This window comes from Pseudomonas sp. CFBP13508 (assembly GCF_005233515.1).
Taxonomy (GTDB): domain Bacteria; phylum Pseudomonadota; class Gammaproteobacteria; order Pseudomonadales; family Pseudomonadaceae; genus Aquipseudomonas; species Aquipseudomonas mercuritolerans.
The window spans coordinates 637,565-651,854 of record NZ_QFZZ01000001.1 but is presented as its reverse complement, the minus strand read 5'-3'; the positions used below and the strand labels follow the sequence as shown (position 1 = coordinate 651,854).

12 protein-coding genes are annotated in these 14,290 nt (G+C 60.7%); 9 read left to right on the top strand and 3 right to left on the bottom strand.

The window, feature by feature from the left end:
- Window positions 1–89: 89 nt before the first annotated feature.
- From PspCFBP13508_RS02890 to PspCFBP13508_RS02875, 4 genes are all read left to right on the top strand, one after another.
- Window positions 90–1,178: a polyamine ABC transporter substrate-binding protein gene (locus PspCFBP13508_RS02890; RefSeq protein WP_137213586.1), complete on the top strand. Its 1,089-nt coding sequence runs from the start codon at window positions 90–92 to the stop codon at window positions 1,176–1,178.
- Window positions 1,175–2,476: an FAD-binding oxidoreductase gene (locus PspCFBP13508_RS02885; protein WP_137213585.1), complete on the top strand. Its 1,302-nt coding sequence runs from the start codon at window positions 1,175–1,177 to the stop codon at window positions 2,474–2,476. The genes PspCFBP13508_RS02890 and PspCFBP13508_RS02885 overlap by 4 nt, the downstream gene beginning before the upstream one ends.
- 216 nt (window positions 2,477–2,692) lie before the next feature.
- A complete protein-coding gene (locus PspCFBP13508_RS02880; RefSeq protein ID WP_130910171.1) occupies window positions 2,693–4,348 on the top strand; it encodes an MlaD family protein in 1,656 nt (551 codons plus the stop codon).
- Window positions 4,349–4,365: 17 nt separating this feature from the next.
- Window positions 4,366–4,914: a PqiC family protein gene (locus PspCFBP13508_RS02875; RefSeq protein WP_137213584.1), complete on the top strand. Its 549-nt coding sequence runs from the start codon at window positions 4,366–4,368 to the stop codon at window positions 4,912–4,914.
- A 6-nt stretch (window positions 4,915–4,920) separates the two neighbouring features.
- On the opposite strand, the gene PspCFBP13508_RS02870 is transcribed toward PspCFBP13508_RS02875, so the two are convergent.
- Window positions 4,921–5,859: a tyrosine-type recombinase/integrase gene (locus PspCFBP13508_RS02870; protein ID WP_330221325.1), complete on the bottom strand. Its 939-nt coding sequence runs from the start codon at window positions 5,857–5,859 to the stop codon at window positions 4,921–4,923.
- Between the two features lie 243 nt (window positions 5,860–6,102).
- Between PspCFBP13508_RS02870 and PspCFBP13508_RS02865 the strand changes: the two genes are divergently transcribed.
- The 5 genes from PspCFBP13508_RS02865 (at window position 6,103) to PspCFBP13508_RS02845 (ending at window position 12,270) form a co-directional block, all read left to right on the top strand.
- On the top strand, window positions 6,103–7,482 hold the full coding sequence (locus tag PspCFBP13508_RS02865; protein ID WP_137213583.1) for a UDP-glucose/GDP-mannose dehydrogenase family protein: 1,380 nt from the start codon (window positions 6,103–6,105) through the stop codon (window positions 7,480–7,482).
- A gap of 243 nt (window positions 7,483–7,725) precedes the next feature.
- Window positions 7,726–8,904, top strand: a complete 1,179-nt coding sequence (locus PspCFBP13508_RS02860) for an MFS transporter (protein ID WP_137213582.1) — start codon at window positions 7,726–7,728, stop codon at window positions 8,902–8,904.
- Between the two features lie 156 nt (window positions 8,905–9,060).
- Window positions 9,061–9,747 carry an HPP family protein gene (locus tag PspCFBP13508_RS02855; RefSeq protein ID WP_071172429.1) on the top strand — a complete coding sequence of 229 codons (687 nt, stop codon included), beginning with the start codon at window positions 9,061–9,063 and terminating at the stop codon, window positions 9,745–9,747.
- Between the two features lie 261 nt (window positions 9,748–10,008).
- The gene (locus tag PspCFBP13508_RS02850; RefSeq protein ID WP_137213581.1) at window positions 10,009–11,115 is read left to right on the top strand and encodes an enoyl-CoA hydratase/isomerase family protein; all 1,107 of its coding nucleotides are present in this window, start codon (window positions 10,009–10,011) and stop codon (window positions 11,113–11,115) included.
- A gap of 3 nt (window positions 11,116–11,118) precedes the next feature.
- Complete coding sequence (locus tag PspCFBP13508_RS02845; protein ID WP_137213580.1) at window positions 11,119–12,270, top strand: acyl-CoA dehydrogenase family protein; 1,152 nt, start codon at window positions 11,119–11,121, stop codon at window positions 12,268–12,270.
- Window positions 12,271–12,361: 91 nt separating this feature from the next.
- On the opposite strand, the gene PspCFBP13508_RS02840 is transcribed toward PspCFBP13508_RS02845, so the two are convergent.
- Together PspCFBP13508_RS02840 and PspCFBP13508_RS02835 are read right to left on the bottom strand one after the other, a co-directional pair.
- A complete protein-coding gene (locus PspCFBP13508_RS02840; protein ID WP_024012950.1) occupies window positions 12,362–13,135 on the bottom strand; it encodes an enoyl-CoA hydratase in 774 nt (257 codons plus the stop codon).
- A gap of 15 nt (window positions 13,136–13,150) precedes the next feature.
- Window positions 13,151–14,278, bottom strand: a complete 1,128-nt coding sequence (locus tag PspCFBP13508_RS02835) for an acyl-CoA dehydrogenase (protein WP_137213579.1) — start codon at window positions 14,276–14,278, stop codon at window positions 13,151–13,153.
- Between the last annotated feature and the right edge of the window lie 12 nt (window positions 14,279–14,290).

Sequence of the window (14,290 nt, the reverse complement as noted above, 5' to 3'; positions counted from 1 at the left end):
CATTGGATCTGTGATGTATCCAAGAAGTGATAACACCACAGACGAATGTGCAGCGCCTGAGAATTCCAATAAATCCAAGAGGTGTCGATATGCGTCTATTGAAATCCGTACTCCCGGTCGCGCTGAGCGTGCTGTTCAGCGCAGCAGCCCACGCCGAGCCCCAAGTGAGCGTTTACAACTGGACCGACTACATCGGCGAAACCACCCTCGCTGACTTCCAGAGCAAGACCGGGATCAAGGTGATCTACGACGTCTTCGACTCCAACGAAACCCTTGAAGGCAAACTCCTCGCCGGCCGGACCGGTTACGACGTGGTGGTGCCGTCCAACCACTTCCTCGCCCGTCAGGTAAAGGCCGGGGCGTTCATGAAGCTCGATCGTTCACAGTTACCGAACTGGAAGAACTTGGACCCGAAACTACTTGAATTACTTGAGAAAAATGATCCCGGCAATGCGCACTCGGTGCCTTACCTGTGGGGCACCAACGGCATTGGTTATAACGTCGATAAGGTCAAGCAAGTGCTCGGCATCGACCACATCGATTCCTGGGCCGTGCTGTTCGAGCCCGAGAACCTCAAGAAGCTGAGCCAGTGCGGCGTGTCGATGATGGATTCCGCTGACGAAGTCTTCCCCGCCATCCTCAACTACATGGGCATGGACCCGCGCAGTGAAAACCCTGAAGACTACAAAAAGGCCGAAGCCAAGCTGCTGAGCATCCGCCCGTACATCACCTATTTCCATTCATCCAAATACGTATCGGACCTGGCCAATGGCGACATCTGCGTCGCGTTCGGTTACTCCGGCGATGTGTTCCAGGCGGCCAACCGCGCCAAGGAAGCCAAGAACGGTGTGAATATCGCTTACGCCATCCCCAAGGAAGGCGCCAACCTGTGGTTCGATCTGCTGGCGATCCCAGCCGACGCGAGCAACGCCGAAGAGGCGCACGCCTTCATCAATTACCTGCTCGATCCGCAAGTGATCGCCAAAGTCAGCGCTACCGTCGGCTACGCCAACCCGAACCCGGCGGCCAAGCCGTTCATGGATCAGGAACTGGTCAACAACCCTGAGGTTTATCCGCCGCAGTCGGTGCTCGACAAACTCTACATTTCCTCGACCCCGCCCCAGGCGATCATGCGTCTGATGACCCGGTCGTGGAGCAAAGTGAAGTCGAACAAATGAACCAGCACAGCGCACAACACACCGGCTCTTATTACGCCGCTTCTGCGCGGGCGACCACGCCCTACCCTGCGATTGATGGTGATCTGCTTGCCGACGTCTGCGTGATCGGTGGCGGCTTCACTGGCGTCAACACCGCGATTGAACTGGCCCAGCGCGGTCTGTCGGTGGTGTTGCTCGAGGCGCGACGTATCGGCTGGGGCGCCAGCGGGCGCAACGGTGGTCAGCTGATTCGCGGCATTGGTCATGAAGTCGCGGGGTTCGCCCGTTACGTTGGCCAGGACGGCGTGCGCTATCTGCAGCGCGCCGGCATCGATTCGGTGGAGCTGGTGCGCCAGCGCATCACGGAAAACGCCATCGACTGTGATCTGCGCTGGGGCTTTTGCGAACTGGCCAACACCGCCGCGCAATTCGCCGCGTTCAAGCAGGAACAGGACAGTCTCGCCGAACTCGACTATGCCCACGAAACCAGGCTGGTCGGCCCGCAGCAGATCCGTGAGCAAGTGGTCGACGCCGGTGTGTACGCCGGCGGATTGATCGACATGGGTTCGGGCCATTTGCATCCGCTGGATCTGGTGCAAGGTGAGGCGCGACTTGCCGCATCGCTGGGCGTGCGTGTCTTCGAGCAAAGCCCGGTGCTGGAAATCCTCCACGGCCCTACCGTCGAGGTACGCTGCGCCACAGGTTCAGTACGCGCCGGCAGCCTGGTGCTCGGCTGCAACGCGCATCTGGATGACCTCGAGCCGAAACTCAGCGGCAAAGTGCTGCCCGCCGGCAGTTACATCATCGCCACCGAGCCGTTGGACGAAAGCCGCGCCGCGCAGTTGATTCCGCAGAACCTGGCGCTGTGCGATCAAAAAGTCGGGCTGGACTATTACCGACTCTCGGCTGATCGACGGCTGCTTTTCGGCGGCGCTTGTCATTATTCCGGGCGCGATCCGGCGGATATCGCTGCCTACATGCGCCCGAAAATGCTGAAGATATTCCCGCAACTGGCCGATGTGCGCATCGACTACCAATGGGGCGGCAAGATCGGCATTACCGCCAACCGTTTTCCTCAGGTTGGCCGGCTCAAGCAGCACCCGAACGTGTTTTACGCGCAGGGTTATTCCGGTCATGGCCTCAACGTCACCCATTGGTGCGCGAAGTTGTTGGGCGAAGCCATTCATGCCGGGCACAGCCAGGGCATGGACGTGTTCAGCGGCGTGCCGCACATGACCTTCCCCGGTGGCCCGGCCTTGCGTTCGCCGCTGCTGGCGCTGGGCATGTTCTGGTATCGCCTGCGCGAAATGCTCGGCTGAACCCGCCACATCCCCGGCCCCCTGTAGGAGCTGCCGAAGGCTGCGATCTTTTGATCTGTTCTGGGACGCAGAGTGTCCCCGGCGGCATTCCTTTGCTGCGCATGGGAACGATCAACGCCAGCTATACACATTTGCTCTATCGCCAAGCACTTCTATATTGATGAAGTGCTTTTGCGTTCCTGACGCTCAGTGCCCGATTAATTGAGGAGGACATGGATGAAGTCGTCAGCCAGCGATGAGCCGCGAGCACCCGGCCAGGCGCCGATCAAAACCCGCCGTTTCGCTATTTCACTGGTATGGATCGTGCCGATTGTGGCGGTGCTGGTGGGCATTTCGCTGGTGATTCACAACATCCTTCAGGAAGGCCCGGTCATCACCGTCACCTTCAAGACTGGCGATGGCCTCACCGCCAACAAGACCGAAGTCAGATACCGCAACGTGGTCATTGGCCATGTCTCCGACGTCGAACTGGCCAACGACCATAGACATGTCAACGCCACGATCAAACTGGCCAAGCAAGCCGAAGCCTTTACCCGCGAGGACTCGCAATTCTGGGTCGTGCGTCCCCGTATCGGCGCCGGCGGTGTCTCGGGCATCGATACGCTGCTGTCGGGCGATTACATCGGCGCCGACATTGGCCAGGCCAATACCCGCTCGAAAAACTTCAAGGGTCTCGAGAATCCGCCGCCGATTACTTACGGCGAGCCGGGCAAGCGCTTCACCCTGCATACCGCCGACCTTGGCTCGCTGGACATCGGCTCGCCCGTTTATTACCGCAAGATTCCCGTCGGCCAGGTTGTGTCCTACGCGCTGGACCCGGACGGTAAAGGCGTCAATATCGAAGTGTTCGTGCATTCGCCCAACGATGTCTACGTCACCGAAAATACCCGCTTCTGGAACGCCAGCGGTATCGACATCAATGTCGGCGCCAACGGCTTTGCCGTGAAAACCGAATCGCTGTCGACCCTGCTGGTCGGCGGCATCGCATTCCGCGCCCCGGACTACAGCCCCGACGATAAGCCGGCCAGCGACGACAAGAGTTTCGAACTGTTCGCCAATCAGACCGCCGCCCTCGCCCCGCCCGACGGCAAGGCGCAATACCTGTCGCTGCGGTTTGATCAGGCCTTGCGCGGGCTCAAGGTCGATGCGCCTGTCGAGTTTCTCGGCATCGAAATCGGCCGGGTGGTGGCAGTCAATCTCGACTTCGACGAGGTCAAGCGCACCTTTCCGGTGAATGTCGGCATCGTCATTTATCCGCAGCGACTCGGCCGTGCCCACGCGAAGATTCTGAAGACCTACCATGGCGACGAAAACGACGAGGCCACCGGCGCGCGCCTGATCGGCACATTCATTGAAAATGGCCTGCGCGCCCAGGCCCGCAATGGCAATCTGCTCACCGGTCAGTTGTATATCTCGCTGGATTTCTACCCCAAAGCGCCGAAAGTCGCGTTCGACCCCAAGGCACGGCCGGTCACCATTCCGACCGTCCCTGGCAGCCTCGAACAGTTGCAGGAAAAACTCGAGGCGATGGTCAACAAGATCAACGCATTGCCGGTTGAACGCATCGCCAGCAACCTCGACGGCAATCTGGTCGAGCTGCGCAAGGGCCTTAAGCAGTTCAATGCCAAGACCCTGCCGGGGGTGCAGAGTACCCTCGCCGACGTCAGCAAGACGTTGCAGTCCGCCAATTCGACTTTGGCCGAGGACTCTCCGCAACGCGAGCAACTCACCGAGACCCTCGACGAGCTCGGGCGCATGTCGCGCTCGTTGCGAGAGCTGTCGGATTACCTCGGTCGCCACCCTGAGTCGCTGATTCGCGGGCGTCCCGACAACGCCGCGCCGCTGGACCTCAAAGGACCGCCACGCAATTGAGCACAGGAGCTGCATCCATGGCTTTACCGTTGAAGATCACCATGCTCGCTGCGTTCGTGCTGCTGACTGCGTGCCGTAGCGACCCGATCAGCTTTCACACGCTGGTCCCGGCGCAACCGGGCGCCAGTCGCAACGGCGCCGACATCGCCATCGAAAGCATCAGCGTGCCGCCGCAGGTCGATCGCGCGCAGATTGTGATTCGCCAGGGCAACAGCGGCGTGGCCATCCTCGATACCGACTGGTGGAGCGCCACGCTTGCCGATGAGTTGCGCGGTGCGCTGGCCGATCAATTGAGCGGCGGCGTCGGCCAGCATCGAGCATCGGTGCGCGTCGATGTGCAGCGCTTCGATTCGATTCCCGGCCAGTACGCCTTGATCGATGTGAAATGGCGAGTGCGCCCGCTGGATGCAACGGACGCGGCGCTGCTCACCTGCCGCTCGGTGTTGCAGACGCCTTCAGGGCCGAGCATCGAGGAACTGGTGACGGCGCAGCAGAGCAACGTCAAACGCCTTGCTGCGCAAATCACTCAGGCTGCGAGCGGCTCGCGCTGCCCGGTGCAAAACTGACTCAGCCTACAAATCGAAGCGATCCACCGCTCGCCGTCGCTCGTTGTCATCGCGCACATCATAGTTGGCGGTCGTCTGGATATTGCTGTGATGCGCCAGTTTCTGGGCGATCGACAGGTCGTGTTCCTCGATCACCCGGGTGATGAACGAACGACGGAAGTCATGCGGCATGATTTTCACCCCGACCTGCGTACCGCGCTGGCGGGCGATGTAGTAAATCGCGTGTTTGGTAATGCGCTCGCGGGTGATGTGGCTGCCCCGGCGAATGCGGTTGAACAGAAAAGCATCGTCGCTCTCGCCTTCCTTGAGCTGTGAACGACGCAGTTCCAGCCAGGCATCAAGCTTGGCAAAGGCCCAGGCCGGCGCGTACTTGATCAGCTGTTTGTTGCCCTTACCGGTCACCGTCAGGCTGCGCTCTTTGAAGTCGACCTGACTCAGATCCAGATCCACCGATTCCGACTTGCGCATGCCGGTGCCGTACAGCAACGCTATCACCGCCGCATCACGCAAACCCTGCGGGCGCGGGTCGGCAGCGCAGACTTCCATCAGTTCGTGAATCAGCGTGCGCTTGAGGTTGCGCCCCTGGGACAGCCGTGTGCCGGCTATGCCCTTGACCGAACGCATCTTCAACAGGTGATCCTGGCTGATCAGGCTCATGCGCCACGCTTCGTTCATCACCCCGCGCACGGCGTTCACGTACAGCGACGAGGTGTTCGGTGCATAACCGTCGGCACGCAAAGCGGCGACCAGCGCCACCACGTCTTCCGGTTGCAGGCCGTGCCAGGGGATTTCTTCGATATCGACGTCCTCGAAACCGAGGCGGTCAGCGGCATCTTGCAGCACATAGCGCATGGTCAACTGGCTGGAAGGTGCCAGTCGCGCCAGGTAAACGGTCAGCGGATTGCTGTTGGACGGTGTGGGTTGGGTACTCGACAAATCACTCAAACGAAACGGCCTTGAAATAAAAAACGATTCAACAAAAACAATAAATGCATGAAATGAAACGCAAAAAACGGCATGACTCAATGAAAGGGGTTGCCGCGAAAGGCCGACAACCTGCCGTTCGAGGCGGTAAAAGTCAATCGGGCATTCCCCGAACGGTCTGTTTGCTGCTTCCTCAGTACGGTAGGCGAACTGAAACATCGCGCTCTTATGTTCAGTGCAGGGAACTGCAAGCAGGAGTGCGGCATGAAGATCACGGTGTTTGGCAGTGGTTACGTCGGTCTGGTGCAAGCGGCGGTGCTGGCCGAGGTCGGTCACGACGTTGTGTGCATGGATGTCGACGCGCAGAAAATCGAGCAGTTGCGTCAGGGCCACGTCAGTATTTTCGAGCCGGGGCTGGCGAGCCTGGTGCGTGAGGGCCTGGATTCGAAACGCCTGCAATTCACCACTGATGAGCGACTCGCGGTGTTGCATGGGCGGGTCGCGTTTATCGCGGTGGGCACGCCGTCACGGGAGGACGGTTCGGCGGACCTGCGCTACGTGTTGTCGGTCGGCGACGCGATTGCCCGGCATCGTCAGCAGCCATTGATCGTGGTGGAAAAGTCCACAGTGCCGGTGGGCACGGGCGACGCTTTGCGCAGCCACATCGAAAAAGCCCTGCTCAAGATTGGCCGCCTGCTGCAGTTCGATATTGTCTCCAACCCGGAATTTCTCAAGGAAGGTTCAGCGGTTGCTGATTGCCGGCGGCCGGATCGCATCGTCATCGGTTGCGAAGGCGCTGAAGTGCGCGATGTGATGCGCGATCTGTACGCGCCGTTCAACCGCAACCATGACCGCATCATGTTTATGGACCTGCGCAGCGCCGAGCTGACCAAATACGCCGCTAACTGCATGCTGGCGACCAAGATCAGCTTCATCAACCAGATCGCCGAACTCGCCGAGCATCTGGGTGCGGACATCGAGTCGGTGCGCCAAGGCATCGGTGCCGATACGCGGATCGGCTATCACTTTATCTATCCGGGTTGCGGCTACGGCGGTTCGTGTTTTCCCAAAGACATGCGCGCGTTGATTCACAGTGCCGAACAGGCGCATTGCTCCAGTGATCTGCTGCAAGCGGTCGAGGCGATCAACCAGCGCCAGAAGCACAAATTGTTTGAGCGCATCAACGCGTTCTACCGGGGCGATTTGCGCGGCAGGACCTTTGCCCTGTGGGGCCTGGCGTTCAAGCCCAACACCGACGACATGCGCGACGCGCCGAGCCGGGTTCTGCTCGAAGATTTATGGGCTGCGGGGGCCAGCGTGCGCGCGTTCGATCCGGAGGCCATGGTGGAAACCCAGAATCTCTATCCAAACGAATCAAAACTGATGCTGATGGGCACGCCGGAATCGGTACTGGCCGGCGCCGATGCGCTGATCATCTGCACCGAATGGCAACAGTTCAAGGCGCCGGATTTCGAGCTGATCAAACAGCGCCTCAATAGCCCGGTGATCTTTGACGGCCGCAACTTGTACGATGCCGAGCGTCTGGCGCGCAATGGTTTCCAGTATTTCCCGATGGGGCGCGGTGAATCGTGCAAGTTGCCGATCACCTTGCGGCAGAGGCCGGCGGAGTCGGATGTGGCTTGAACTGGCCCTGTGGGAGTCATTGCAAATTGTGAGCTACACAGACCCTGTGGGAGCGAGCCTGCTCGCGAATACGGTATGTCAGCGACATCGCAGGTGACTGGTCCGCCGCCTTCGCGAGCAGGCTCGCTCCCACAGGGAAATCATGTGTTCCCAGGGACGCTGGTATATCAGCTTGACCGGTGGCGGCTGCCCAGAGAGGATGGCGCTCGCCCCAGGCTTCCCGAATAAGGACATTCCCCTTCCGTGGCCATGTATTCGCCGTTCATTCGCCGGTTGATGATCAGCTCGCTGACCGTGGTCATCAGCCGCGCCTTGGTCAGTCCGTTGCTGACACTGTTCCTCAGCAATAAGCTCGGCCTCAATCCGCAGGATGTCGGCTTGCTGCTCGGCATCGCCGTGTTCAGCGCCACGCTGTTGTCGCTGTACGGCGGCTACATCATCGACAAGCTGGACAAGCGCCAGTTGCTGATTGTGGCCATGCTCTCCAGCGGTATCGGTCTGATCCTGCTGACCTTCGCGCAGAATCTTTATGTGGTCACCGTGGTGCTGATCATCAGCGAAACCGCGTCGGCGCTGTTCCTCATCGGCTCCAAGGCGATCCTCAGTGAAAATCTGCCGGTCGGCCAGCGGGTCAAGGCGTTTTCCCTCAATTACACGCTGACCAATATCGGCTACGCCGTCGGCCCGATGCTTGGCGTGGTGATTGCCGGGGTGCAGCCGTCCGCACCTTTCATCGTTGCCGGTGCGATCGCCATTGGCAGTATTTTTCTGCTGCTCGGTGTGGCCAAGGATTCCCGTAGTCCATCCGCCGGCAGCGCGCCGCAGAGTTTTCTCAACACGCTGATGATCCTGAAAAACGACAGAACGATGGTGCTGTTCACCCTTGGCTGCCTGCTCAGCACATTGGTGCACGGGCGCTTCACCCTGTACCTGTCGCAATACCTGCTGGTCACCCACTCCCAGCAACAGACCCTGGACACCATGGCCGCCCTGCTCGCCTGCAACGCAATCACGGTGATCCTCCTGCAATACCAGGTCGGTCGCTGGCTCAGCCGTGAGCACCTGCGTCACTGGATTGCCGGCGGTACCGCGCTGTTCATCGTCGGTTTGATCGGTTTCAGCGTGGCCGACAGTTTGCTCGGCTGGTGCGTCGCGATGTTCATCTTCACCCTGGGCGAAATGATCATCTACCCGGCCGACTTCCTCTTTGTCGACACCCTGGCCCCGGAGAGACTGCGCGGCAGCTACTACGGCGCGCAGAACCTGGCGGCACTTGGCGGCGGCGCGAGCCCGGTGCTGTGCGGGTTTTTGCTGATGCACACGCCGGCGCCGAGCATGTTCTATGCCTTGAGCGGCTTGGCAGCGCTGGGCGGTTATCTGTGCTTCGTCAGCGCACGCCGCACTGCTTCAATGCAAAATTAGTGTACTAAAACTGCATTTATATGAATTTGTCAGCATCGAATTTGCGCGGCAAACTACGCGCGTTCCTCCCCCAATGTTGGAACGCTTCGAGGGCTTTCCGGATATGCCGGACAAGTCCTTTTTTTTGCCCCGGATTTTGTAAAGGATCAGTTCTACATGCTTGCTCGCTGGTTGCCCGCTGCCATCAACACCCGCCCCACTGAATGGAGCCGTGCCGCGATCGGCATGGGCCTGGGCACGCTGTTCAGTGTGTGGATGTGCGCGCAGGTGTTCGGCCATGACGTTGCCTTTCACCTGGTCGGCCCGCTCGGCGCTTCGGCGGTGCTGCTGTTCGCGGTGTCCTCCGGCGCCCTAGCCCAGCCGTGGTCGATTCTCGGCGGCTACCTGTGTGCCGGCGTGGTCGCCTTGCTGGTGGCCCATGTGCTTGGCCGTACGCTGGGCAGCGCCTGCCTCGCCGCCGGCATGGCGGTGATTCTGATGTGCTGGCTGCGTTGCCTGCACCCGCCGGCCGGCGCATTGGCGCTGACGCTGGTACTGGCCGACCCCGCAACCATCGCCATGGACTGGAAAGCCATGGAGCCGGTGATGCTCGGCGCCCTGTGCATGCTCATCAGCGCGCTGGCCTATAACAACCTGACTCGCATTCGCTACCCGAAACGCGCTGCTGACCCGGCACCGCCAGTGGTCCCGGTCGACCGCCAGGCGATCACCGCCGAAGACCTCAAACTTGCGCTGGCCGACATGGAAGCCTTCATCGACGTCACCCCCGAAGACCTCGAACGCCTGATCCACGCCAGCGAACTGCACGCCAAGCGCCGCAGCATTACCGAAACGTTCAGATAACCCCTTTGTAGGAGCTGACGAGTGCAACGAGGCTGCGATCTGTTGATCTTGCTTTCAAGATCAAGATCAAGATCAAGATCAAGATCAAGATCAAAAGATCGCAGCCTTCGGCAGCTCCTACACGGACAGCGGCGCTAAGAGAAAAACGCAGATTCCCCCTGCACATATCCCCGTTGTACACGACAAATTTGCACTGTTACGATCCGCTAACGCCCGCGCGCGGGCTATTCGAATAAAGACAATAAAAGCAGGGAGTTACAGATGACAGCTCAGGCTTCATCCCGGCGGACCCCGTCCATGGATGCCATGAAAAACGACGTGCTGGCCGAGGTGCGCAACCATATCGGCCACCTGACCCTCAACCGCCCTGCGGGCCTCAATGCAATCACTCTCGACATGGTGCGTCTGCTGCAACAGCAGCTCGATGCCTGGGCGTCTGACGCCAATGTTCACGCCGTGGTATTGCGCGGTGCCGGCGAAAAGGCCTTCTGCGCCGGCGGTGATATCCGTTCGCTGTACGACAGCTACAAAAGCGGCGACACGCTGCACGAAGATTTCTTCGTCGAGGAATACGCCCTCGACCTGACGATTCATCACTACCGCAAACCGGTGCTGGCCCTGATGGACGGTTTTGTCCTCGGCGGCGGCATGGGCCTGGTGCAAGGCGCCGATCTGCGCGTGGTCACCGAGAAGAGCCGACTGGCGATGCCGGAAGTGGCCATCGGTTATTTCCCTGACGTCGGCGGCAGTTATTTCCTGCCACGCATCCCCGGTGAACTGGGGATTTATCTGGGCGTCAGCGGCGTGCAGATTCGCGCCGCCGATGCGCTTTACTGCGGCCTCGCCGACTGGTATCTGCACAGCAGCAAACTGGCGCTGCTCGACGAGAAACTCGATCAGATGGAGTGGCAGGACACGCCGCTCAAGTCGCTGCAAAACCTGCTGGCCAAGCACGCCGTGCAAACCCTGTCGGACGCACCACTCGAGGCACTGCGCCCGGCCATCGACCACTTCTTCGCCTTGCCCGACGTGCCGAGCATGATCGAGCAATTGCGCGCCGTCACTGTCGCCGACAGCCACGAATGGGCGCTCACCACGGCGGATCTGCTGGAAACCCGCTCGCCGCTGGCCATGGCCGTGACCCTGGAAATGCTCCGTCGCGGCAGGCACTTGAGCCTGGAGCACTGCTTTGCGCTGGAGCTGCATCTGGATCGCCAGTGGTTTGCCCGTGGTGACCTGATCGAAGGCGTGCGCGCCCTGCTGATCGACAAGGACAAGTCACCGCGCTGGAACCCGCCAACCGTCGCTGAGCTGGACGCTGCGCAGGTGACGAGCTTCTTCCATGGTTTTGATGAGAGCGGGAGCTGAGTCATGCACGATCTCGAACTGACTGAAGAACAAGTGATGATCCGCGACATGGCCCGGGATTTTGCCCGTGGCGAAATCGCGCCCCACGCCCAGGCCTGGGAAAAGGCTGGCTGGATCGACGACGCGCTGGTGGCGAAGATGGGTGAGCTGGGCCTGCTCGGCATGGTTGTGCCCGAGGAATGGGGCGGCACTTACGTCGATTATGTCGCCTATGCGCTGGCGGTTGAGGAGATCTCCGCTGGCGATGGCGCCACCGGTGCGTTCATGAGCATCCATAACTCGGTCGGCTGCGGCCCGGTGCTCAACTACGGCAGCGCCGAACAGAAACAGACCTGGCTGGCCGATCTGGCCAGTGGGCAGACCATCGGTTGCTTCTGCCTGACCGAACCCCAGGCCGGCTCCGAAGCGCACAACCTGCGCACCCGCGCCGAACAGCGTGATGGTCAATGGGTGATCAACGGCGCCAAGCAATTTGTCAGCAATGGCAAACGGGCAAAACTGGCGATCGTCTTCGCGGTAACCGATCCGGACTTGGGCAAGAAAGGCCTGTCGGCGTTTCTGGTACCGACCGACACACCGGGTTTCATCGTCGATCGCACCGAACACAAAATGGGCATCCGAGCGTCCGACACCTGCGCGGTGACGCTGAACAACTGCGGCATTCCCGAAGCCAACCTGCTCGGCGAACGCGGCAAGGGCCTGGCGATTGCCCTGTCCAACCTTGAAGGCGGACGCATCGGCATCGCCGCGCAAGCGTTGGGCATCGCTCGGGCAGCGTTTGAAGCGGCGCTGGCCTATTCGAAAGACCGGGTGCAATTCGACAAACCGATCATCGAGCACCAGAGCATTGCCAACCTGCTGGCTGACATGCACATGCAAATCAACGCCGCACGGTTGCTAATCCTGCATGCGGCGCGTCTGAGGACGGCGGGCAAACCATGCTTGTCCGAGGCGTCACAGGCCAAGCTTTTTGCGTCGGAAATGGCCGAGAAGGTCTGCTCATCGGCGATCCAGATTCATGGCGGCTATGGCTATCTGGAGGATTACCCGGTCGAGAAGTACTACCGCGACGCGCGGATTACCCAGATCTATGAAGGGTCGAGCGAGATACAGCGGATGGTGATTGCGCGGGATTTGAAGAACTATCAGCTGTAAAAGCTTCGCGAGCAGGCTCGCTCCCACATTGGACGGTGCAGATCCAGTGGGAGCGAGCCTGCTCGCGAAAGCGTCAGCTTAGGCACCGCATCTATTTGCCTTGGAATGCAGCCTCACGCTTGGCAATAAACGCCGCCATCCCTTCCTTCTGATCCTGCGTCGCAAACGCGGCATGGAACACCCGGCGCTCAAAGCGCACGCCCTCGGTCAGGTTGACCTCGAACGCGCGGTTGACGCTCTCCTTGATCATCATCGCAATCGGCAATGACTTGCCGGCGATCACCGCTGCAACTTTCAGCGCCTCATCAAGCAGCTCATCGCTCGGCACGATCCGCGCGACGATGCCGCAGCGCTCGGCTTCCACCGCGTCGATCATGCGCCCGCTCAGGCACATTTCCATGGCTTTGGCTTTGCCCACGGCGCGGGTCAGGCGCTGGGTGCCGCCCATGCCCGGCAGCACGCCGAGGTTGATTTCCGGCTGGCCGAATCTGGCGTTGTCGCCAGCCAGAATGAAGTCGCACATCAGTGCCAGTTCACAGCCGCCGCCGAGGGCGAAACCATTGACCGCGGCGATGATCGGCTTGCGTCGGTTGGCCACTCGATCGCTGTCGCTGAACAGATCGTCCATGTAGATCTGCGGATAGGTCAGTTCGGCCATTTCCTTGATGTCCGCGCCAGCGGCGAAGGCTTTTTTCGAACCGGTGAGGACGATGCAGCCAATGTGCGCATCGGCTTCCAGCGTATCGAGGGCGTGGTTCACTTCGCTGACCAGTTGCGCGTTCAGCGCGTTCAGCGCCTGCGGCCGGTTGAGGGTGATCAGGCCGACGCGGTCGCGGGTTTCCAGCAGAATCGTTTCGTAAGTCATGAATAAAATTCCTTGTCAGAGATTGCGCGAAATGACCATGCGCTGAATGTCGCTGGTGCCTTCGTAGATCTGGCAGACGCGCACGTCGCGGTAGATGCGTTCCAGCGGGAAGTCGTTGAGGTAACCGTAACCGCCGAGGGTTTGCAAGGCCATGGAACAGACCTTCTCGGCCATTTCCGAGGCGAACAGCTTGGCCATCGACGCCTCGACCAGCGCCGGTTGGCCGCTGTCACGCAAGGCTGCGGCGTAATGCACCATCTGCCGGGCGACGGCAATTTGCGTGGCCATGTCCGCCAGGCGGAACGCCACGGCCTGATGCTCGATGATCGGCTTGCCGAAGGTGTCACGCTCGCGGGCGTAATCACGCGCGGCCTCGAACGCAGCGCGGGCCATGCCGACGGCTTGTGAGGCGATACCGACGCGGCCGCCTTCGAGGTTGGCCAAGGCAATCTTGTAGCCCTCGCCCTCCTCGCCCAGCCGATTGGCCACCGGCACTTTCACATCTTCAAAAAGAATCTGGCAGGTGTCGGACGCGTGCTGGCCGAGTTTGTCTTCGACCCGCGCGACTTTGTAGCCGGGCGAGTCGGTCGGCACGATAAACGCGCTGATCCCGCGTTTGCCGGCGCTCGGGTCAGTCACGGCAAACACGATCACGATGCCGGCGTTCTGCCCGGAGGTGATGAACTGCTTGCAACCGTTGAGCACGTAGTGATCGCCTTCCAGGCGGGCGCGGGTTTTCAGGCTGCTGGCATCGGAACCGGCCTGCGGTTCGGTCAGCGCGAACGCACCGAGCATGGCGCCGCTGGCCAATGGTTTGAGGAAGCGCTCGCGCTGGTCGTCATTGCCGAACTTGAGAATCGGCACGCAGCCGACCGAGTTGTGCACGCTCATGATCGTCGAGCACGCACCGTCGCCGGCGGCGATTTCTTCCAGGGCCATGGCGTACGCGAGGTAGCCGGTGTCACAGCCGCCCCACTGCTCCGGCACGAGCATGCCGAAGAAGCCCAGCTCGGCCATCTCGGTGATGGCTTCCCTGGGGAAGCGGTGCTCGCGATCCCACTCGGCGGCGAACGGCTTGAGCCGCCCCTCGGCAAACTGCCGGGCCATGTCGCGGATCTGGGTTTGGTCTTCGTTGGGGATCATGGTGATTCCTTC